General features: G+C 57.7%; 17 protein-coding genes and 1 pseudogene. 2 read left to right on the top strand and 16 right to left on the bottom strand.

The genetic code is table 11. The features are described 5' to 3' along the window. Positions 1-111: 111 nt before the first annotated feature. The 4 genes from EJA72_RS12390 to EJA72_RS12375 form a co-directional block, all read right to left on the bottom strand. The gene (locus EJA72_RS12390) at positions 112-840 is read right to left on the bottom strand and encodes a dienelactone hydrolase family protein (protein ID WP_157711735.1); all 729 of its coding nucleotides are present in this window, start codon (positions 838-840) and stop codon (positions 112-114) included. Between the two features lie 67 nt (positions 841-907). Continuing rightward, complete coding sequence (htpG, locus tag EJA72_RS12385; RefSeq protein ID WP_157711734.1) at positions 908-2,812, bottom strand: molecular chaperone HtpG; 1,905 nt, start codon at positions 2,810-2,812, stop codon at positions 908-910. A gap of 62 nt (positions 2,813-2,874) precedes the next feature. Further along, complete coding sequence (locus EJA72_RS12380; RefSeq protein WP_157711733.1) at positions 2,875-3,342, bottom strand: PaaI family thioesterase; 468 nt, start codon at positions 3,340-3,342, stop codon at positions 2,875-2,877. Continuing rightward, positions 3,339-3,815 carry a PaaI family thioesterase gene (locus tag EJA72_RS12375; protein ID WP_157711732.1) on the bottom strand — a complete coding sequence of 159 codons (477 nt, stop codon included), beginning with the start codon at positions 3,813-3,815 and terminating at the stop codon, positions 3,339-3,341. The genes EJA72_RS12380 and EJA72_RS12375 overlap by 4 nt, the downstream gene beginning before the upstream one ends. A gap of 158 nt (positions 3,816-3,973) precedes the next feature. On the opposite strand from EJA72_RS12375, the gene EJA72_RS12370 reads away from it, so the two are divergent. Beyond that, positions 3,974-4,207, top strand: coding sequence for a hypothetical protein (locus tag EJA72_RS12370; RefSeq protein WP_150655145.1), 234 nt, complete (start codon positions 3,974-3,976; stop codon positions 4,205-4,207). A gap of 67 nt (positions 4,208-4,274) precedes the next feature. Here the strand turns inward: EJA72_RS12370 and EJA72_RS12365 are convergent, their stop codons facing one another. From EJA72_RS12365 to sdhC, 12 genes and pseudogenes are all read right to left on the bottom strand, one after another. Continuing rightward, a complete protein-coding gene (locus tag EJA72_RS12365) occupies positions 4,275-4,676 on the bottom strand; it encodes an MAPEG family protein (RefSeq protein WP_157711731.1) in 402 nt (133 codons plus the stop codon). Continuing rightward, positions 4,676-5,420 (bottom strand): annotated as a pseudogene (locus EJA72_RS12360) (DUF599 domain-containing protein). Before EJA72_RS12360 ends, EJA72_RS12365 begins: the two are co-directional and overlap by 1 nt. A gap of 264 nt (positions 5,421-5,684) precedes the next feature. After that, the gene (gene brnQ, locus EJA72_RS12355; RefSeq protein WP_157711730.1) at positions 5,685-6,998 is read right to left on the bottom strand and encodes a branched-chain amino acid transport system II carrier protein; all 1,314 of its coding nucleotides are present in this window, start codon (positions 6,996-6,998) and stop codon (positions 5,685-5,687) included. Between the two features lie 454 nt (positions 6,999-7,452). Further along, complete coding sequence (gene sucD / locus EJA72_RS12350) at positions 7,453-8,334, bottom strand: succinate--CoA ligase subunit alpha (RefSeq protein WP_008032672.1); 882 nt, start codon at positions 8,332-8,334, stop codon at positions 7,453-7,455. Further along, positions 8,334-9,500, bottom strand: a complete 1,167-nt coding sequence (gene sucC, locus EJA72_RS12345; RefSeq protein ID WP_007898980.1) for an ADP-forming succinate--CoA ligase subunit beta — start codon at positions 9,498-9,500, stop codon at positions 8,334-8,336. Before sucC ends, sucD begins: the two co-directional genes overlap by 1 nt. A gap of 198 nt (positions 9,501-9,698) precedes the next feature. Continuing rightward, positions 9,699-11,135, bottom strand: coding sequence for a dihydrolipoyl dehydrogenase (lpdA, locus tag EJA72_RS12340; protein ID WP_157711729.1), 1,437 nt, complete (start codon positions 11,133-11,135; stop codon positions 9,699-9,701). 103 nt (positions 11,136-11,238) lie between these two features. After that, on the bottom strand, positions 11,239-12,459 hold the full coding sequence (gene odhB / locus EJA72_RS12335) for a 2-oxoglutarate dehydrogenase complex dihydrolipoyllysine-residue succinyltransferase (RefSeq protein WP_157711728.1): 1,221 nt from the start codon (positions 12,457-12,459) through the stop codon (positions 11,239-11,241). 42 nt (positions 12,460-12,501) lie between these two features. After that, positions 12,502-15,333, bottom strand: coding sequence for a 2-oxoglutarate dehydrogenase E1 component (locus EJA72_RS12330; protein ID WP_157711727.1), 2,832 nt, complete (start codon positions 15,331-15,333; stop codon positions 12,502-12,504). A gap of 261 nt (positions 15,334-15,594) precedes the next feature. Continuing rightward, complete coding sequence (locus tag EJA72_RS12325; protein WP_157711726.1) at positions 15,595-16,299, bottom strand: succinate dehydrogenase iron-sulfur subunit; 705 nt, start codon at positions 16,297-16,299, stop codon at positions 15,595-15,597. Between the two features lie 11 nt (positions 16,300-16,310). After that, positions 16,311-18,086: a succinate dehydrogenase flavoprotein subunit gene (gene sdhA / locus EJA72_RS12320; RefSeq protein ID WP_157711725.1), complete on the bottom strand. Its 1,776-nt coding sequence runs from the start codon at positions 18,084-18,086 to the stop codon at positions 16,311-16,313. Positions 18,087-18,089: 3 nt separating this feature from the next. After that, entirely contained in the window at positions 18,090-18,458 is a 369-nt protein-coding gene (gene sdhD, locus EJA72_RS12315; protein WP_059402221.1) for a succinate dehydrogenase, hydrophobic membrane anchor protein, read from the bottom strand. Continuing rightward, positions 18,452-18,826 (bottom strand): succinate dehydrogenase, cytochrome b556 subunit, encoded by a 375-nt coding sequence (sdhC, locus tag EJA72_RS12310; RefSeq protein ID WP_178129329.1) that lies wholly within the window; start codon positions 18,824-18,826, stop codon positions 18,452-18,454. The genes sdhD and sdhC overlap by 7 nt, the downstream gene beginning before the upstream one ends. 363 nt (positions 18,827-19,189) lie before the next feature. Between sdhC and gltA the strand changes: the two genes are divergently transcribed. Beyond that, the gene (gltA, locus tag EJA72_RS12305; RefSeq protein ID WP_157711724.1) at positions 19,190-20,479 is read left to right on the top strand and encodes a citrate synthase; all 1,290 of its coding nucleotides are present in this window, start codon (positions 19,190-19,192) and stop codon (positions 20,477-20,479) included. Positions 20,480-20,795: the final 316 nt, after the last annotated feature.

The raw sequence follows: 20,795 nt of genomic DNA, 5'->3' as shown, positions 1-20,795 counted from the left end.
AGGGTTTTGTGTTGAGCGCAATATTGAGGCCAACACAAAACCCTGTAGGAGTGAGCCTGCTCGCGATGAGGCCTGAACAAGCACCCAGAGTGTCCGGGTAAAAAACAACAATCAGCCCTTAAACACTTCATCCAGCAAGTTATGCATCGACGTAAACGCCCGAGCCGCCGCCTTCGCGTCATACATCATCTTGCCCGGCACATTCGCATGCGGATCGGTAAACGAATGCACCGCGCCACCGTAACTCAGCAACTGCCAGTCCACACCCGCCGCATTCATTTCTTCTTCAAACGCCGGCAATTGTTCTTTTGGCACCAACGGATCGGAAGCGCCATGCAGCACCAACACCGAGCCCTTGATGTTGTGGGCATCGGCCGGGTTCGGTGAATCCAGCGAACCATGGAACGACACGGCCGCTTTCACTGGCGCGCCCGTGCGAGCCAGGTCCAGCGCGCAGCAACCGCCGAAGCAAAAACCGAACGTCGCCAGTTTCGAGGTTTCGACCGCCGCCTCGCCCTGGCTCTGCAACTGCTCGAAGGCCACCTGCAAACGCTTGCGCAGCAACGCCCGGTCATTCTTCAACGGCATCATCGCCGCGCCCGCCTCGTCACCGTTCTGTGGACGAACCGATTGACCATAAACGTCGGCAATCAACACCACATAACCCTTGGCCGCCACCGATTTGGCGATCTCTTCGGCACCGGCGCTGATGCCCATCCAGTTCGGCGCCATCAACAGGCCCGGGCGCGGGCCTCTGTGGTCGGCGTCGAACGCCAGACGGCTTTCATACGACTGGCCATCCATCTGATAGACGACCGAACGAACCGTGATTTGACTCATGACTAACTCCCCGTAAAAGACACCAGAACGAAAAAACCCGCCGAAGCGGGTTTTTTATGCAACGCGGTTAAACCGACAGTTCAACCAGCAGCTTGTTGAGACGGCGCACATACGCGGCCGGGTCTTTCAAGCTGTCGCCGGCGGCCAGGGCTGCCTGATCGAAGAGGATGTGCGACAGGTCGCCGAAGCGCTCGTCGCTCTGCTCGTTGTCGAGCTTCTCGATCAGCGGGTGAGCCGGGTTGAATTCGAAGATCGGCTTCGAATCCGGAACCTTCTGACCGCTGGCTTCCAGGATCTGACGCATCTGCATGCCCAGGTCCTGCTCGCCGATGGCCAGGATCGCCGGGGAATCGGTCAGGCGATGGGAAACCCGCACTTCGGCAACCGAGTCACCCAGTGCAGTTTTCAGACGCTCGACCAGGCCTTCTTTGGACTTGGCGACTTCTTCCGCGGCTTTCTTGTCCTCTTCCGAGTCCAGGTTGCCCAGGTCCAGGTCACCGCGTGCCACGTCGACAAAGCTCTTGCCGTCGAAGTCGCTGAGGTAGCTCATCAGCCACTCGTCGATGCGGTCGGTCAGCAGCAGCACTTCGATGCCTTTCTTGCGGAAGACTTCCAGGTGCGGGCTGTTTTTGACTTGTGCGTAGGTTTCGCCGGTCAGGTAGTAAATCTTGTCCTGACCTTCCTTGGCGCGAGCCAGGTATTCGGCCAGACCCACGACTTGCTCGCCTTCTTCGCCCTGAGTGGACGCGAAACGCAGCAGGCCAGCGATTTTCTCTTTGTTGGCGAAGTCTTCTGCCGGGCCTTCTTTCATGACCTGACCGAAGTTTTTCCAAAAGCCTTTGTATTGCTCAGGCTCGTTCTTCGCCAGTTTTTCCAGCATGTCCAGCACGCGCTTGGTCAGCGCCGACTTCATGGAGTCGATGATCGGGTCTTTCTGCAGGATTTCCCGCGACACGTTCAGCGACAGATCGTTGGAGTCGACCACGCCTTTGATGAAGCGCAGGTACAACGGCAGGAACGATTCGGCCTGGTCCATGACGAACACGCGCTGTACGTACAGCTTCAGGCCTTTCGGCGCTTCACGCTGGTACAGGTCGAACGGAGCGCGGGTCGGCACGTAGAGCAGCGAGCTGTATTCCAGCTTGCCTTCGACCTTGTTGTGGCTCCAGCTCAGCGGGTTTTCGAAGTCGTGAGCGATGTGCTTATAGAACTCCTGGTATTCCTCGTCCTTGATCTCGGTACGCGGACGGGTCCACAAAGCACTGGCGCGGTTGACGGTTTCCCATTCAACGGCCGGTTTCTCTTCGCCTTCAGCGGCGGCCACTTCTTTTGGTAACTCGATCGGCAAAGCGATGTGATCGGAGTACTTCTTGATGATGTTGCGCAGACGCCAGCCATCGGCGAATTCGTCTTCACCGGATTTCAGGTGCAACACGATACGGGTGCCGCGCTCGGCTTTCTCAACGGTGGCAACTTCGAAATCGCCTTCACCCTTGGACGACCAGTGCACGCCTTCGCTGGCGTCAGCACCGGCGCGGCGGCTGAACACGTCGACTTTATCGGCGACGATAAAGGCCGAGTAAAAACCGACACCGAATTGACCGATCAGGTGCGAATCTTTCTTCTGATCGCCAGAAAGGTGTTTCATGAAATCGGCGGTGCCGGATTTGGCGATAGTCCCCAGGTGGGTAATCGCGTCTTCACGGCTCATGCCGATGCCGTTGTCTTCGAGGGTGACGGTTTTAGCGTCTTTGTCGAAGCTCACACGGATTTTCAGTTCGGCGCCACCTTCCAGCAGTTCAGGCTTGGACAGGGCTTCGAAACGTAATTTGTCGACAGCGTCAGAGGCGTTCGAGATCAACTCGCGAAGGAAAATTTCCTTGTTGGAATACAGCGAATGGATCATGAGGTGCAGCAGTTGCTTCACCTCGGTCTGGAAGCCCAGGGTTTCCTTTTGAGTTTCCACGCTCATGGTCATCAAACTCCAATTGGATGGCATTGGCCGCGCCCGAAAGGGTTGGCGGCGGGATGTCATCAAGGTTGGGGCTGCGACTCGGATTTCAAGGGCTCTTCAATTTTGAAATGTGCGCGGGCCGTGGCAATCGGCTCGGCTTCGGTGGTTTGCCAGGCCGTAATCGCGACGTTGGCCACCCGTCGTCCCTGACGGCACACCTGGCAGCGCGCCCAGGTATCGCGAAACTGCCCGGCGCGCAGGTAGTCGAGCGAGAAGTCGATAATTTTCGGGACGCCCGGCGAACCGGTGCTCAGCAGCAGGTGCAACGCGGCGGACAGTTCCATGAACCCGGCAATCACCCCGCCATGAATCGCCGGCAGTAAAGGGTTACCAATGTTGTCCTTGTTGGCCGGGAGACGGAAAAGCAGCTCATCCCCCACACGCGAACATTCGACCCCTATCAGCCTGGCGTAGGGAATCAGCTGCAACAACGCAGCGTAGTCGCCCTGTTCACGCGCCTGTTGCAGCTCGGCATTGAAGTCTGTCATTTCGCACCTCCGGCGATGACGCCGCCAAAGCCTTTGGTGCCTTTGATGGCCGTGCCCATGCGCATGAACGTGCCCACCACGTGGGCGATGGGTTGTTGGGGATCATCCTGATAGGCAAAACCGCGGGCGAAGATCACATCGGTGGTCACCCGATAGCACTGGGCGAATCCATAGACATCTTTATGGGGTTGCGCGGCGTGCATGTAATCGATGCGCAGGTCGAGGGTCGGGCACACTTCAAATTCCGGCAAAACGCAGAGGGTGGACATGCCGCAAGCGGTGTCCATCAGCGTGGTCAGGGCACCGCCGTGGATCACGCCGGTTTGGGGGTTACCGACGATCTGCTGGCTATAAGGCAAAATAACGGTCAGGCCTTCGCTGCTGGCACTGTGAACCCGCAACCCGAGTACCTGACAATGTCGCAACGCCGACATGAATCGCGTCGCACGCTCAAAAACGGGGTTTTCGGCCATGTGTAAAAAACTCTTTTTAGTATGCCGACATCGCACTAGGCGTATTCGGTAAAAGTTCCCGTAGGAACAATCTTATATATCTGAACGAATTGAGGAACTTAACGCCATGGGTGGCGCTCGAAAGGCCAGTAGATACTTTCCATAAGGAGAAACACCCCATGCGTAAGACTTTAGCTATTGCCTTGATGTTGACCGCTTCCCTCGGTCTCGCCGCCTGCGATAAAAAATCCGAGGACAAAGCTCAAGATGCTGCAAAACATGCTGAGCAAGCTCAGCAAGACATGAGCAAAGCTCAGGATAAAGTGAACGACGCTGCGAAAGAAAACGCCGAAGCTGCCAAAGCTCAGGCTGAATCGAACGAAGCCGCTGCGAAAGAAGCGCCTAAAAACTAAAACAGTTTTTAGCGTGATAAAGAAAACCCGCCAAGTGCGGGTTTTCTTTTGTCCGGGATTTATCTTGTCACAGCAAAATAGTTCTAAAAGTCGGACTAATCATCAACAGCAGTGAACACACTAGCCCGACAAACCACACCAGACTTCGCTGCCAGGCGAGATCGGCCCAATAGCACAATAAATAAACGATCCGGGTAATCACGAAGATGATTGCCAGCCAATCGATAAGCCAGCCGGCCGTTTGTGTGGTGTGCGCCATCAACACCCCCACAGCAAACAAGATGAATGCTTCGAAACAGTTCTGGTGGGCCGCCAATGCCCGGGCGCCGAAGCCGGTCAGTTGTGCCTGTTGCTGGCGCGGTGTGTGATTGTTGTAACCGCCCTGCTCTTTCATGGCCTTGGCCACCGGCATGCGAGCCACGTAGATCAGCAAGGCACTGATAAACACACACCAGAACGGAATACTCATCAAGCGGCCTCTTTATTGGCTTCGGGCAAGGGTGCCTCTGTAGGGGTATAGACCATTACATCGAGAACGTCCGAGTGGAACTCCCGGCGATACAGCACCAGTACAACACCGGTACTCATCAACATGAACAACCAGGGGCTGACGAACCAGGCCAGCATGGTCATGCCGAAATAATAAGAGCGCAGGCCGAAGTTGAACTGGTTGGCGGCCATGGAGATGACCCGAGCAGCACGCGCCGCAAAAGCTTTGCGCTCCTGTTCGGAGACATGACGTTCACCGACCATCGGCGCCGAGCCGACCAGGATCGCGGCAAAGTTGTACTGACGCATGCACCAGCTGAACGTGAAGAACGCATAGACGAACACTAAGGCCAGGCACAGCAACTTGATCTCCGACATCCCCTGGGACGCCTGCTGCACCATCGGAATATCCGCCAGCAACGAGACCGCCCTCTCCGACGCACCGAGCACCGAGCACCGTGAGAATACCGGCCAGGATGATCAGGGTGCTTGAGGCAAAGAACGAGGCGTTACGCTCCAGGTTGCCGATCACGCTGGCGTCGGCAATCCGGTTATCGCGCAGCAGCATGCGGCGCATCCAGTCTTCTCGGTACAGGTGCAGCACGCTGGCCAGGCACGCAGTGTCGCGGCCCTTCCACGTGGCGTAACGGGTGTAGCCGCCCCAGCAGATGACGAACCAGAGTGCGGCAAGGAGGTGGATCAGGTTGGTGTGGATGAACGACATGCAGGTCCTTGTGATGTAGTGGCTGAACACCGAAACCTTGTGGGAGCGAGCCTGCTCGCGATAGCGGTGGGTCAGTCAACAATTCTGTTGCCTGTAAAGTCGCCATCGCGAGCAGGCTCGCTCCCACAAAGGGAATTGCAGTGCTTCGACGTTAGTTGAAGGAAAAAGACACTGCCTCACGCGCATAAAAAATGCCCCGTATCGATTGATACGAGGCATTTCCATTGTTGCTCAAGTCCCGCTTGTGGCGGCTCTTGCAGCGATTTAAGCCAGCGCTTCTTCGCGCTTGCCCAGCAGACGGTCGCAGGCCACGGCGACCACCAGGGTCATGACCGACGGCACCAGCCACGCAAGCCCCTGCTCGCTCAGCGGCAGGTGGGACAATTGAGTCGGCATCCAGTCCGCCAGACCCGCGCCCTTGAGGGCGTCGATCAGGCCGAACAGGAACGACACGAGCATCACCGGGCCGACGATACGGCCCTGCTCATGCCAGAAGTCCTTGCAGAAGCTCAACGCCACCAAGGCGATGCACGGCGGGTAAATCGCAGTCAGGACCGGGATCGAGAACGCAATCAGCTTGGTGAGCCCCAGGTTGGACACCAACAGCGAAAACGCGGCCAGGATAATGACCAGCGTCTTGTAGGACAGTGGCAGCACACGGCTGAAGTATTCAGCGCAGGCACAGGTCAGGCCGACCGCCGTCACCAGGCAGGCCAGGGAGATCAGCACCGCCAGGAAACCGCTGCCCAGGGAACCGAAAGTGTGCTGCACGTACGCGTGCAATACCGCCGCACCGTTGGTTGCGCCGGCGGCCACTTCATGGCTGCCCGAACCGAGGCGGAACAGGCTGACGTAAACCAGCGCCAGGCCGACACCGGCAATCAATCCGGCAATGATTGCGTAACGGGTGATCAGCGCCGGCGATTCCACGCCACGGGAGCGGATCGCGTTGACGATGACGATGCCAAACACCAGTGCGCCCAGGGTATCCATGGTCAGGTAACCATTGATGAAGCCTTGGGAGAACGGGGCTGCCACGTATTCCGGGGTCGCCACGCCAATATCACCGGCTGGCAATGCGAAGGCGGCGATGCCCAGTGCGGCCAAGGCGATGATTTTCAGCGGCGCAAGGAAACGTCCTACGGTATCCAGCAGACGGCCCGGGTAGAGCGAAATGAAGAACACCAGCAGGAAGTACACCGAGCTGTAGAGGAACAGCGCCAGCGGGCTTTCGCCGGTCAGCGGCGCCAGCCCTACTTCGAACGAGACGGTTGCGGTGCGCGGCGTCGCAAACAACGGGCCCACGGCGAGGTAGCACGCAGCGGCCAGCAAACCACCGGCGACTTTGCCGATCGGGCTGCTCAAGGCGTCCATGGCACCACCGACCTTGGCCAGGGCAACCACGGTGATCACCGGCAAACCGACCGCGGTGATCAGAAAGCCCAGCGCCGCCATCCAGACATGAGGCCCGGACTGCAAACCGACGATAGGCGGGAAGATGATGTTGCCAGCCCCGACAAACAGGGCAAACGTCATAAAACCAAGTGCCAGGATGTCCTGGCCTTTCAACACTTTCATTAAGGAAATACCACACTACTGAATCGGAATTTAGAGAGGGATTTCCCTATGGGGTGAGGGAAATGCTGTCGGCCCGTATGGGACCAACCCTTTTAGCGCGTTACAGCCTTGTGGGCCGCGGACGCAAAAATGGCGCGTAGCCTAACGAATTTGGGCGACAAACGCACTGTTAGAGGGCGAACTATCCGATCTACGACATTTTCGTGTCGCGTTTACATATTTAATTTACTTCCACAAACCCCTGTGGCGAGGGAGCTTGCTCCCGCTCGGCTGCGAAGCAGTCGCAAACCAAAACACTCGGTGTACCTGAGATATCGCGGCGGCCTTCTTGGGGCTGCTGCGCAGCCCAGCGGGAGCAAGCTCCCTCGCCACAAGGGCATTGCGAAACCCCGGAAACGACAAAGGCCACCCGAAGGTGGCCTTTGTTTGGTGAAGCGTCAGCTAAGCACGAGGCTTACTTGACAGCCCAACCGGTCAGCTCGGCCAGGGCCTTGCCGATGTCTGCCAGCGAACGCACGGTTTTAACGCCTGCGTCTTGCAGAGCAGCGAATTTCTCGTCTGCAGTGCCTTTGCCGCCAGAGATGATTGCGCCAGCATGGCCCATGCGCTTGCCCGGAGGAGCAGTCACACCAGCGATGTAGGAAACAACCGGCTTGGTCACGTGTGCCTTGATGTAGGCAGCCGCTTCTTCTTCAGCCGAACCGCCGATCTCGCCGATCATGACGATCGCTTCGGTCTTCGGGTCTTCCTGGAACAGCTTCAGGATGTCGATGAAGTTCGAGCCTGGGATCGGGTCACCGCCGATGCCGACGCAAGTCGACTGACCGAAACCGGCGTCAGTGGTCTGCTTCACAGCTTCGTAGGTCAGGGTGCCGGAACGGGAAACGATACCGACCTTGCCTGGCAAGTGAATGTGACCTGGCATGATGCCGATCTTGCATTCGCCCGGAGTGATCACGCCTGGGCAGTTAGGGCCGATCAGGGTGATACCCAGCTCGTCGCACTTAACTTTAGCGTCCAGCATGTCCAGGGTAGGAATGCCTTCAGTGATGCAAACGATCAGCTTGATGCCGCCGAATGCTGCTTCCAGGATGGAGTCCTTGCAGAAAGGAGCTGGAACGTAGATCACGCTGGCGGTGGCGCCAGTGGCAGCTACAGCGTCTTTCACGGTGTTGAACACTGGCAGACCCAGGTGCTCGGTGCCGCCTTTACCAGGAGTAACGCCACCAACCATCTTGGTGCCGTATTCGATGGCTTGCTGGGTGTGGAAACTACCTTGCGAACCGGTAATACCCTGGCAGATAACTTTGGTGTCTTTATTGATCAGGACGCTCATTATTTGCCCTCCGCAGCTTTAACGACTTGTTGAGCAGCGTCGGTCAGGCTGGTAGCAGCGATGATGTTCAAACCGCTTTCTGCCAGTACTTTAGCGCCCAGCTCAGCGTTGTTGCCTTCAAGGCGAACAACAACCGGGATTTTCACGCCGACTTCTTTCACAGCGCCGATGATGCCTTCGGCAATCATGTCGCAACGAACGATGCCGCCGAAGATGTTGACCAGTACTGCAGCGACGTTAGTGTCGGACAGGATGATCTTGAACGCTTCGGTAACGCGTTCTTTGGTTGCACCGCCGCCCACGTCAAGGAAGTTGGCTGGTTTGCCGCCATGCAGGTTGACGATGTCCATGGTACCCATGGCCAGGCCAGCACCGTTGACCATGCAACCGATGTTGCCTTCCAGTGCTACGTAGTTCAGTTCGAACTTGGCAGCGTGCGCTTCGCGCGGATCGTCTTGCGACGGATCGTGGAAAGTCTTCAGCTTAGGCTGACGGTACATGGCGTTGGCGTCGATGTTGATCTTGGCGTCGAGGCAATGCAGATCGCCGTCAGCCTTGATCACAAGCGGGTTCACTTCCAGCAGAGCCAGGTCGTGATCCTTGAACAGCTTGGCCAGACCTACGAAGATCTTGGCGAACTGAGCAACTTGCTTGCCTTCCAGACCCAGCTGGAATGCCAGCTCGCGACCCTGGAATGGCTGAGCGCCAACCAGTGGATCGATAGTGGCCTTCAGAATTTTTTCTGGAGTGTCGTGAGCGATTTTCTCGATGTCCACGCCACCTTCGGTGGAAGCCATGAACACGATGCGACGGCTCGAACGGTCAACGACAGCGCCCAGGTACAGCTCTTTAGCGATATCAGTGCACGATTCAACCAGGATCTTGGTGACTGGCTGACCATTGGCGTCAGTCTGGTAAGTCACCAGACGCTTGCCCAGCCACTGCTGTGCGAAGGCTTTGGCGTCTTCTTTGCTGCGAACCAGCTTTACGCCGCCCGCTTTACCGCGACCACCAGCGTGGACCTGGGCTTTGACAACCCACTCGGTGCCGCCGATTTTGTCGCAAGCTTCTGCTGCTGCTTCCGGGGTGTCTACTGCGTAACCGGTGGAAACTGGCAGGCCGTATTCAGCGAACAGCTGCTTACCCTGATACTCGTGAAGATTCATGCTTATTACCGTCTTCGTTAGGTACTGCGCATTCGGTGCTGCACTTGTTGAAGTGCCGCACCACCTGTGACTGCTGCTTGCGTAGCCTTTCCGGACAACCGGTGCAGCTACGCAAGGCTGCGTCCAGCGGATATTCCGCGGTGAGTCTTGCATGCAAGGCTCACGACGGGCCAAACCGCCGTGGTTTCTTATTGTGTCTTAACGCTTCTTGCGGTTGGCGATGTGGATGGCGCCGCCATTCACTGCCAGAGCAGCTTCGTGCAAGGCTTCAGACAGGGTCGGATGGGAGAAAACCATCATGCCCAGGTCTTCAGCGCTGGTGCCGAATTCCATACCGATAGCGCCCTGCTGAACCAGTTCGGCAGCGCTTGGGCCAATCACGTGGACGCCCAGTACGCGGTCGGTCTTGGCATCTGCGATGACCTTGACGAAACCGCCGGTATCGTTGGCAGCCATGGCACGGCCAGAGGCTGCGAACGGGAAGGTGCCGACGTTAACTTCAACGCCTTCAGCTTTCAAGGCCTGCTCGGTTTTACCCACCCACGCGATTTCCGGGTGAGTATAAATAACCGAAGGGATCAGGTCATAGTTCATCTGGGCCTTGTGGCCCTTGATGCGCTCTACAACCATGATGCCTTCTTCCGAAGCCTTGTGCGCCAGCATCATGCCGCGAACCACGTCGCCAATGGCGTAAACGCCCGGTACGGTGGTCGCGCAGTGATCGTCAACGTGCACGAAACCGCGCTCGTCGAGGGTCACGCCGCAGTCAGCGGCCAGCAGATCAGTGGTCACCGGACGGCGACCAACGGCAACGATCAGCTTGTCGAAAGTGATGGTTTGTTCGCCGTTGGCATCGGTGTAGTTCACAACGACTTCGTCGCCATTCACTTTGGAACCGGTCACGCGAGCGCCCAGTTTGATGTCCAGGCCCTGTTTGGTCAGGGTTTTCAGCGCTTCTTTGGAAACAGCGGTGTCGGCTGCCATCAGGAACGTGTCCAGGGCTTCCAGGACAGTCACTTCAGCACCCAGACGGGACCAGACCGAACCCAGTTCCAGACCGATCACGCCAGCGCCAATAACGCCCAGACGCTTAGGCACGGACTGGAATTCCAGGGCACCGGTGGAATCGACGATTACATTCTGGTCGACCGGAGCCGGTGGAATGTCGATCGGACGCGAACCTGGAGCCAGGATGACGTTTTCAGCTTCGATGACTTCTACCGAACCGTCAGGCTTGGTGACTTCGACTTTCTTGCCTGCCAGCAGTTTGCCGTGGCCCTGGATCGAAGTGACGCCGTTGGCCTTGAACAAGGTGGCAACGCCGGAGGTCAGGCCTTTGACGATGGTGGCTTTACGGCCAACCATTGCCGACACGTCCATGGTCACGCCAGCGTGATTGATACCGTGGATCGCGAAGCCTTCTTTGGCTTCCTTGTATTTCCAGGAGCTGTCCAGCAGCGCCTTGGAAGGAATGCAGCCGACGTTCAGGCAAGTACCGCCAAGGGCCAGTTTGCCTTCCCCGTCAGTGTATTTCTCGATGCAGGCAGTCGACAGACCCAGCTGCGCTGCTTTGATGGCAGCCACATAACCGCCAGGGCCCGCGCCAATCACTACTACGTCAAATTTCTGCGACATTCAAAAAATCCTCTTTTGGCAACAAGCTTGAAGCCGCGGGCAGCAGGCTCAAGCGAAACCCCAAGAGGGCCCGCTTGAAACCTGCAGCGCGCGGCTGCTTCTATCAGATATCCAGCAGCAAACGAGCCGGGTCTTCCAGCAGGTTCTTGATGGTAACCAGGAAGGTCACAGCTTCTTTGCCATCGATCAGACGGTGATCGTAGGACAGAGCCAGGTACATCATCGGACGGATAACGACCTGACCGTTGATCGCCATTGGACGCTGCAGAATGTTGTGCATGCCCAGGATAGCCGCTTGCGGCGGGTTGACGATCGGGGTCGACATCATCGAACCGAAGGTACCACCGTTGGTGATGGTGAAAGTACCGCCGGTCATTTCGTCCATCGACAGTTTGCCGTCACGCGCCTTTTTGCCGAAGGTGGCGATGCCGCCTTCGATTTCAGCCAGGCTCATGAGTTCGGCGTTACGCAGAACCGGTACAACCAGGCCGCGATCGCTGGAAACAGCGACACCGACGTCAGCGTAGCCGTGGTAAACGATGTCGCCACCGTCGATCGACGCGTTCACAGCCGGGAAGCGTTTCAGCGCTTCGGTGGCCGCTTTCACGAAGAACGACATGAAGCCCAGGCGCACGCCGTTGTGGGACTTCTCGAACAGGTCCTTGTACTTCGAACGCAGCGCCATGACTTCGGTCATGTCGACTTCGTTGAACGTGGTCAGCATCGCCATGTTCGATTGAGCTTCAACCAGACGCTTGGCAACGGTGGCCCGTACGCGGGTCATCGGTACGCGCTTCTCGATGCGGTCGCCAGCGGCGAACACAGGAGCAGCAGCGGCAGGAGCAGCAGCCTTGGCAGGTGCGGCAGCCGGGGCTGCTTTCTTGGCAGCAACAGCAGCGACCACGTCTTCCTTGGTGACACGACCGCCTTTGCCAGTGCCGGCAACGGAAGCGATGTTGATGCCGTTTTCTTCAGCCAGCTTGCGAGCAGCCGGTGCAGCAACAGGATCGTCTTCGCCTTCGGCAGCCGGAGCAGCAGCCTGTGCAGCGGCCGGAGCAGCGGCAGCGGCTGGAGCGGCAGCAGCGCCGCCCGCTTCGATGGAGCCCAGGACTTCGTCGGACAGAACGGTGTCGCCTTCGTTCTTGACGATAGCGCCCAGTACGCCGTCGGCAGTTGCCAACACTTCCAGCACAACCTTGTCGGTTTCGATGTCGACAATCAGGTCGTCACGCTTTACAGCGTCGCCCGGTTGCTTGTGCCAGGTGGCAACGGTGCCATCGGCAACCGATTCCGGGAAAGTGGGGGCTTTGATTTCGATAGCCATTATCTGTGAGTCCTTAAATTCGGTTTCAGGTGCGCGAAGGCGTTAAACAGTAAAGGCGTCTTGCAGCAGTTTTTCCTGCTGCTCAGCGTGCATCGATGCATAACCACAAGCAGGTGCAGCAGAAGCATCACGGCCGGCGTACTCGAGTACGAGCGCCTTGTTGTGATTGCCAACGATGCGGCGCATGTGGTGTTGGCTGCAGTACCAGGCACCCTGGTTCATCGGCTCTTCCTGACACCAAACGATATGTTTGAGGTTGGTGTAAGGAGCCAGGACTTCATTCAAGTCGTCCTCAGGGAATGGGTACAGCTGCTCGATACGCACGATGGCGATGTCATCACGGCCTTCGGCACGGCGTTTTTCCAGCAGGTCGTAGTAGACCTTGCCGCTGCACAGAACAATGCGCTCGACCTTTTTCGGGTCTTGGGCATCGATTTCCGGGATAACGGTCTGGAACGAACCTTCGGCCAGATCTTCCAGCGTCGAGATAGCCAGTTTGTGACGCAGCAACGACTTCGGAGTCAGAACGATCAACGGCTTGCGCAGCGGGCGAATCACCTGACGACGCAGCAAGTGGTAGATCTGAGCCGGCGTAGTCGGTACAGCCACCTGAATGTTGTGCTCGGCACACAGCTGCAGGTAACGCTCCAGACGAGCCGACGAGTGCTCCGGACCCTGACCTTCATAACCGTGTGGCAGCAACATGGTCAGACCGCAGAGACGGCCCCACTTGTGCTCGCCGCTGGTGATGAACTGGTCGATCACTACTTGGGCACCGTTGGCGAAGTCGCCGAACTGGGCTTCCCAGATCACCAGCGCATCAGGCGTGGTGGTCGAGTAACCGTATTCGAACGCCAGTACGGCTTCTTCGGACAGGAACGAATCGTACAGGTCGAAACGTGGCTGGCCGTTGTACAGGTGCTGCAACGGGATGTAGGTGCCCGCGTCCTTCTGGTTGTGCAAGACAGCGTGACGGTGCGAGAACGTACCGCGACCGATGTCTTGACCCGTCATGCGGATCGGGTGACCTTCGAACGCCAGGGTCGCGTACGCCATGGTTTCGGCGTAACCCCAGTTGATCGGCAGGCCGCCGGCTTGCATCTTCTGACGGTCTTCGTAGATCTTCGAAACCTGGCGCTGAACCACGAAGCCTTCCGGAATTTCCAGCAGCTTGGCGGACAGTTCCTGCAAGGTCTTCAGATCGAAACGCGTGTCGTGACGCGCGGTCCAGGCGTGGCCCAGATACGGACGCCAGTCCACGAACAACTCTTTGTTCGGCTCTTTGACCAGGCTTTTTACAACATGCAGACCGTTGTCCAGCGCGTTGCGGTATTCATCGACTTTCGCCTGAACACGCTCAACGTCCAGCACACCGCTCTGGGTCAGACGATCGGCGTACAGCTCACGGGTGGTGCGCTGCTTGGTGATCTGCTGATACATCAGAGGCTGGGTGCCGCTAGGCTCGTCAGCCTCATTGTGGCCGCGACGACGGTAGCAGACCAGGTCGATCACCACGTCACGCTTGAACTGCATGCGGTAGTCGATGGCCAGCTGGGTCACGAACAACACGGCTTCCGGATCATCACCATTCACATGGAGGATCGGCGCCTGGATCATCTTCGCAACGTCGGTCGCGTACTCGGTGGAGCGCGAGTCCAGCGGGTTGCTGATGGTGAAACCGACCTGGTTGTTGATCACGATGTGCACGGTGCCGCCGGTCTTGAAACCGCGGGTCTGCGACATCTGGAAGGTTTCCATGACCACGCCCTGACCGGCGAATGCCGCGTCACCGTGGATGGAAATCGGCAGAACCTTCTCACCGGTCGGGTCGTTACGACGATCCTGACGGGCGCGAACCGAACCCTCGACCACTGGAGAAACGATTTCCAGGTGGGACGGGTTGAACGCCATCGCCAGGTGAACTTCACCGCCGGCGGTCATGACGTTGGACGAGAAGCCCTGGTGATATTTAACGTCACCGGAACCCAGCTCGACCTTCTTCTTGCCTTCGAACTCGTCGAACAGCTCGCGCGGGTTCTTGCCGAAGGTGTTGACCAGGACGTTGAGACGGCCACGGTGGGCCATGCCGATCACGATTTCCTTGGTGCCGTAGGAGCCGGAACGCTGGATCAGCTCGTCGAGCATCGGAATCAGGCTCTCGCCGCCTTCCAGACCGAAACGCTTGGTGCCCGGGTATTTGGTGCCCAGGTATTTCTCCAGGCCTTCACCGGCAGTCACGCGCTCAAGCAAGTGGCTCTTGATGTCGGCGGAGTACGTCGGACGACCACGCACGCTTTCCAGACGCTGCTGGAACCACTGGCGCTGCTCGGAATCGGTGATATGCGTAAATTCAGCGCCGATGGTGCGGCAATATGTCTGCTGCAACGCTTCGTGAATTTCGCGTAGGCTCGCTTCCTCTTTGCCGATGAACAGGTCGCCGGCACGGAAGGTCGTATCAAGATCGGCATTGGTCAAGCCGTAATGATTGATCGACAGGTCTGCAGGTGCAGGACGCTGCCACAGTCCCAGCGGGTCAAGCTGGGCTGCCTGGTGGCCACGCATACGGTAGGCCTGGATCAATCGCAGCACTTCAACTTGCTTCTTCTCGTGCTCACTGCTCACGCTGCCGGCGGAAACCGGTTGTGCGCGGCGCTGGTTCTTTGCCAGCAAGACGAAATGATCGCGAATTGTGGAGTGCGAAACATCGGTGGCAGAGTTGCCTTCGGTCGGCAACTTCTGAAAGTAGGTGCGCCACTCTTCTGGCACAGCGTTAGGGTCGTGCAGGTAGAGCTCATAAAGCTCTTCCACATAGGCAGCGTTACCTCCGGAAAGGTAGGCGCTGTTCCACATGCGCTGCATCACGCTTTCTTGCATGCTTGGTCACCCTCGGTTAGGGGAACACCATCGGCGTCGACACCGAGCAAACTTGCAGAAGTCCGAATGCAGCGACCAAAACAAGCCACTTAGGATCACGCTGATAGTCCGGGTACCAGCCCGGATGCCCCTGCTTGTCTCATTTCTTCAAAATAAGAGCCGCAGCTTTGTGGGCTGCTGCTCAGGTTAAAACTACGGCGCCGGTTGAAGCCTGCGCCGTAGCATCTACGGTACAGCGGTGTTACGGGTACAGCAGCTGAATCACACGCCGCTTTGCAGCAACATGTTACGTACGTGTCCGATGGCCTTAGTCGGGTTCAGGCCTTTCGGGCAGACGTTGACGCAGTTCATGATCCCGCGGCAGCGGAATACGCTGAACGGGTCATCCAGCGAAGCCAGACGCTCGGCAGTCTTGGTGTCGCGGCTGTCTGCCAGGAAGCGATACGCTTGCAGCAGTGCAGCTGGACCCAGGAACTTGTCCGGGTTCCACCAGAAGGACGGGCAGGAAGTCGAGCAGCAAGCGCACAGGATGCACTCGTACAGACCGTCCAGCTTTTCACGCTCTTCAGGGGTCTGCAGACGTTCGATGGCCGGAGCCGGCGTGTCGTTCTGCAGGAATGGCTTAACCTTCTCGTATTGCTTGTAGAAGATGCTCATATCGACGACCAGGTCACGGATAACCGGCAAACCTGGCAGCGGACGAACGATCAGCTTGTTACCTTTTACGACAGAAGACAGTGGCGTAACGCACGCCAGGCCGTTTTTGCCGTTGATGTTCATGCCGTCGGAACCGCAAACACCTTCACGGCAAGAGCGACGATAGGAGAAACCCTCGTCCTGCTCTTTGATCAGGGCCAGCACGTCCAGCACCATCAGGTCTTTACCACCGGTATCGACCTGGAATTCCTGCATGAACGGCGCAGCGTCCTGATCAGGGTTGTAGCGATAAACACTGACTTGCAACATGGCGGCCACCCTTAATAAGTCCGAATCTTAGGTTCAAAAGTCGGAACAGTCTTCGGCGAGAAGTTCACAGCACGTTTGGTTACGCGCTTGTCACCCGGGAAGTACAGGGTGTGGCACAGCCAGTTTTCGTCGTCGCGGTCTTCGTAGTCTTCACGGGCGTGAGCACCGCGGGACTCTTTGCGGATCTCTGCAGCGATGGCAGTAGCTTCGGCCACTTCCAGCAGGTTCTGCAGTTCCAGCGCTTCGATTCGAGCAGTGTTGAACGCCTGGCTCTTGTCGTTGATCTTGACGTTGGCGATACGACCACGCAGATCAGCCAGCTGAGCAATACCCTTCTGCATATATTCGCCGGTACGGAATACACCGAAGTAGTTCTGCATGCAGCTTTGCAGTTCTTTACGCAGGGTAGCGACGTCTTCACCTTCAGTACGCGAGTTCAGGCCATCGAGACGTGCCAGGGCAGCGTCGATGTCGGACTGGCGAGGACGAGCGTAATCAACGCCTTCCTTCAGGGTCTGCTCCAGGAACAGGCCGGCCGCACGGCCGAATACCACCAGGTCGAGCAGCGAGTTGCCGCCCAGACGGTTGGCACCGTGAACCGATACGCAAGCCACTTCGCCTACAGCGAACAGGCCCGGGATGATCTGGTCAGCGCCGTCAGCGTCCTGGGTGATTGCCTGGCCATGAATGTTGGTGGCAACGCCGCCCATCATATAGTGGCAGGTTGGAACGACCGGAATCGGCGCCACGGCTGGATCCACGTGAGCGAAGGTCTTGGACAGTTCCATGATGCCTGGCAGACGGCTGTGCAGAACTTCTTCACCGAGGTGATCGAGTTTCAGCATTACGTGGTCGCCATCCGGACCGCAACCGTTGCCGGCGATGATTTCTTTAACCATCGAGCGAGCAACAACGTCACGACCAGCAAGGTCTTTCGCGTTCGGAGCATAACGCTCCATGAAACGCTCACCGTGCTTGTTGATCAGGTAACCGCCTTCACCGCGGCAACCTTCTGTAACCAGTACACCGGCGCCGGCGATGCCGGTTGGGTGGAACTGCCACATTTCGATGTCTTGTACCGGCACGCCAGCACGCAGAGCCATGCCGACGCCGTCACCGGTGTTGATCAGGGCGTTGGTGGTGGACGAGTAGATACGACCTGCACCGCCGGTCGCCAGTACGGTGGCGTTAGCGCGCACGTACGAGGTTTCACCGGTTTCGATGCAGATGACGATCATGCCGACAAAGGCGCCGTCTTCGTTTTTCACCAGGTCGACGCCGTAGTATTCGTTGAGGAATACGGTGCCGGCCTTGAGGTTGGCCTGGTACAGGGTGTGCAGCAGTGCGTGACCGGTACGGTCGGCAGCGGCGCATGTACGTGCAGCCTGGCCACCTTTACCGAAGTCTTTCGACTGACCGCCGAACGGACGCTGATAGATGCGGCCTTGTTCGGTACGGGAGAACGGCAAGCCCATGTGCTCGAGTTCGAAGACTGCTTCCGGGCCTACGGAACACATGTACTCGATAGCGTCCTGGTCACCGATATAGTCGGAACCCTTGACGGTATCGTACATGTGCCAGCGCCAGTCATCGTTCGGATCGGCCGAAGCGATGGCGCAGGTAATGCCGCCCTGGGCGGATACGGTGTGCGAACGAGTCGGGAAAACCTTGGTAACTACGGCAGTCTTGTGACCACCTTGTGCCAGCTGCAGAGCAGCGCGCATGCCAGCACCGCCGCCGCCAATGATGATGGCGTCGAACGAAAGCGTATTAACTGTAGTAGACATGAATCAGATACCCCAAAGAATCTGCACACCCCAGACGAAGTACGCGAACATCGCGACGCCGCATACCGCCTGGAAGAGGAAACGTATTGCAGTCGCGGACTTGCCGAACGCCATTGGCGTCAGGTAGTCGGTCGCGATGGTCCACATGCCGACCCAGGCGTGAGCGCCGAGGGCAACGAGAGCCAGGAGACTGAAAATACGCATCCAGTTGCTTGCGAACAGTTCATGCCATTGGGCGTAGCCGAGGCCAGGATGGGCGACGACGTATCCGATCAGGAAAATGAAGTAAGCCGCGAGAACGACCGCAGACACACGCTGTGCCATCCAGTCATAGAGGCCCGAACGCGACAGGTTCGTGACGTTAGTTACCATATCCAAACTCCTGCCAGAACGATTACCACCACGGAAACGGCGATAACGATTTTCGAGCCCAGTTTGCCGCCTTCAAGCGACTCGCCGATGCCCATGTCCATGATCAAATGGCGCACACCGGCAACCAGGTGATACAGCAAGGCGGACAGGATGCCCCAAATCACTAGCTTGGCTAGCGGACTGGTCAGACACGCTTTCACCTGGCCGAAACCTTCTTCCGAGCTCAGCGATTTGTCCAATGCATAAAGCATGATGGCCAGGCTGACAAAGAGGATGATTCCGGAGATTCGGTGAAGAATGGACGTGTAAGCAGTGACTGGGAGTTTGATGGTCCTTAGGTCTAGGTTTACAGGTCGTTGGCTATTCACGGCTTTTTTTCACACTGAAGAGCCCCTAACAATCAGGGCAAAGTTGTTGGGGAGTGCACTGGTCAGGTACCCACCACCCAGGGAGTGCGACCCCCAATAAAGCAGGCCCAAAAGCCCCTGGCGGTCGGAGGCCGAGTATAGACAGTTAGGCTACTAATGACAACGCGTTCACCTACCCCAAATAGCTCATTGCACAAGTTCGATAAAAGGCGTAAATGGCAGTCAAAATCCAGAAAAAAGTCCGGTTAAAGCCTTCTGGAGCAAGACTTTAGGCAAATTGACATTCGAATTTATCTCACTATAGTGGTGCGGGCCCTGCGTGGGGGGTCTGTCTGATGATTTCAAGCATAAATAGGAGGCCACATGGCTGACAAAAAAGCGCAGTTGATCATCGAGGGCGCAGCCCCCGTCGAGCTGCCCATTTTAACCGGCACCGTTGGTCCCGATGTTATCGATGTTCGGGGCCTGACGGCCACGGGCCGTTTCACCTTTGACCCTGGTTTCATGTCGACCGCTTCCTGCGAGTCGAAGATCACCTATATCGACGGCGACAACGGCATTCTGCTGCACCGCGGCTACCCGATCGAACAGCTGGCTGAAAAGTCGGACTACCTGGAAACCTGCTATCTGCTGCTCAACGGCGAATTGCCGACCGCAGAACAGAAGGCCCAGTTCGTCAGCACCGTGAAGAACCACACCATGGTTCACGAGCAGTTGAAGACCTTCTTCAACGGCTTCCGTCGCGACGCCCACCCAATGGCCGTCATGTGCGGTGTAGTCGGCGCCCTTTCGGCCTTCTACCACGACTCCCTCGACATCAATAACCCGCAGCATCGCGAAATCTCCGCGATCCGTCTGGTTGCCAAGATGCCGACCCTGGCTGCGATGGTTTACAAGTACTCCATGGGTCAACCCATGATGTACCCGCGCAACGACCTGACGTACGCGGAAAACTTCCTGCACATGATGTTCAACACCCCGTGCGAGATCAAACCGATCAGCCCGGTGCTCGCCAAGGCCATGGACAAGATCTTCATCCTCCATGCCGACCACGAGCAGAACGCATCGACTTCCACCGTACGCCTGGCCGGCTCTTCGGGTGCCAACCCGTTCGCCTGCATCGCCGCCGGCATTGCTGCACTGTGGGGCCCTGCCCACGGCGGCGCGAACGAAGCTGTTCTGACCATGCTCGACGAAATTGGCGATGTCTCGAACATCGACAAGTTCATCGCCAAGGCCAAGGACAAGAACGATCCGTTCAAACTGATGGGCTTCGGTCACCGCGTTTACAAAAACCGCGACCCTCGCGCCACCGTGATGAAGCAGACCTGCGACGAAGTGTTGAAAGAGCTGGGCATCAACGACGATCCGCAACTCGAACTGGCCATGCGCCTGGAAGAGATCGCCCTGACCGACCCGTACTTCATCGAGCGCTCGCTGTACCCGAACGTCGACTTCTACTCGGGGATCATCCTCAAGGCGATCGGCATTCCAACCAGCATGTTCACCGTGATCTTCGCTTTGGCGCGGACGGTCGGCTGGATCTCCCACTGGAAAGAAATGCTCTCCAGCCCGTACAAGATTGGCCGTCCGCGCCAGTTGTACACCGGCTATGAGTCGCGTGACATTACCAAGCTGGAAGACCGCAAATAAGACCTGTCTTGCGATAACGTCTTAAGGTGTACCGGGAACGGCCTCTATTTATATAGGGGCCGTTTTTGTTTGTGTTGCGGAAGTTGGTTTTGGGTGGTGTACATATCCGTTGCTGCGGTAATGGCCGCTATTGGTTCCGCTTTTACAGCGGGTCACTTGGAAAAGCGCCAAGTAACCAAGCGCTTTTGTCCCTTTCGTTCGGTGCCTCGCTAAGGCTCGGCATGCCCTCGCTCCGGTCCTGCTCCGTGGGCCCGCCGCCATCGGCCATCCATGGCCGGGGGCGGCTAACCCGGCATCCATGCCGGGTTGCCCACTG

This window comes from Pseudomonas sp. PB120 (assembly GCF_009761815.1).
Taxonomy (GTDB): Bacteria; Pseudomonadota; Gammaproteobacteria; order Pseudomonadales; family Pseudomonadaceae; genus Aquipseudomonas.
This window is presented reverse-complemented; position numbering and strand designations above follow the sequence as displayed.

What these genes read in the sequence shown, in the direction of transcription:
- EJA72_RS12390 (WP_157711735.1), bottom strand. Translation starts at nt 840, where the DNA reads ATGAGTCAAATCACGGTTCGTTCGGTCGTCTATCAGATGGATGGCCAG.
- htpG (WP_157711734.1), bottom strand. Translation starts at nt 2,812, where the DNA reads ATGAGCGTGGAAACTCAAAAGGAAACCCTGGGCTTCCAGACCGAGGTG.
- EJA72_RS12380 (WP_157711733.1), bottom strand. Translation starts at nt 3,342, where the DNA reads ATGACAGACTTCAATGCCGAGCTGCAACAGGCGCGTGAACAGGGCGAC.
- EJA72_RS12375 (WP_157711732.1), bottom strand. Translation starts at nt 3,815, where the DNA reads ATGGCCGAAAACCCCGTTTTTGAGCGTGCGACGCGATTCATGTCGGCG.
- EJA72_RS12370 (WP_150655145.1), top strand. Translation starts at nt 3,974, where the DNA reads ATGCGTAAGACTTTAGCTATTGCCTTGATGTTGACCGCTTCCCTCGGT.
- EJA72_RS12365 (WP_157711731.1), bottom strand. Translation starts at nt 4,676, where the DNA reads ATGAGTATTCCGTTCTGGTGTGTGTTTATCAGTGCCTTGCTGATCTAC.
- brnQ (WP_157711730.1), bottom strand. Translation starts at nt 6,998, where the DNA reads ATGAAAGTGTTGAAAGGCCAGGACATCCTGGCACTTGGTTTTATGACG.
- sucD (WP_008032672.1), bottom strand. Translation starts at nt 8,334, where the DNA reads ATGAGCGTCCTGATCAATAAAGACACCAAAGTTATCTGCCAGGGTATT.
- sucC (WP_007898980.1), bottom strand. Translation starts at nt 9,500, where the DNA reads ATGAATCTTCACGAGTATCAGGGTAAGCAGCTGTTCGCTGAATACGGC.
- lpdA (WP_157711729.1), bottom strand. Translation starts at nt 11,135, where the DNA reads ATGTCGCAGAAATTTGACGTAGTAGTGATTGGCGCGGGCCCTGGCGGT.
- odhB (WP_157711728.1), bottom strand. Translation starts at nt 12,459, where the DNA reads ATGGCTATCGAAATCAAAGCCCCCACTTTCCCGGAATCGGTTGCCGAT.
- EJA72_RS12330 (WP_157711727.1), bottom strand. Translation starts at nt 15,333, where the DNA reads ATGCAAGAAAGCGTGATGCAGCGCATGTGGAACAGCGCCTACCTTTCC.
- EJA72_RS12325 (WP_157711726.1), bottom strand. Translation starts at nt 16,299, where the DNA reads ATGTTGCAAGTCAGTGTTTATCGCTACAACCCTGATCAGGACGCTGCG.
- sdhA (WP_157711725.1), bottom strand. Translation starts at nt 18,086, where the DNA reads ATGTCTACTACAGTTAATACGCTTTCGTTCGACGCCATCATCATTGGC.
- sdhD (WP_059402221.1), bottom strand. Translation starts at nt 18,458, where the DNA reads ATGGTAACTAACGTCACGAACCTGTCGCGTTCGGGCCTCTATGACTGG.
- gltA (WP_157711724.1), top strand. Translation starts at nt 19,190, where the DNA reads ATGGCTGACAAAAAAGCGCAGTTGATCATCGAGGGCGCAGCCCCCGTC.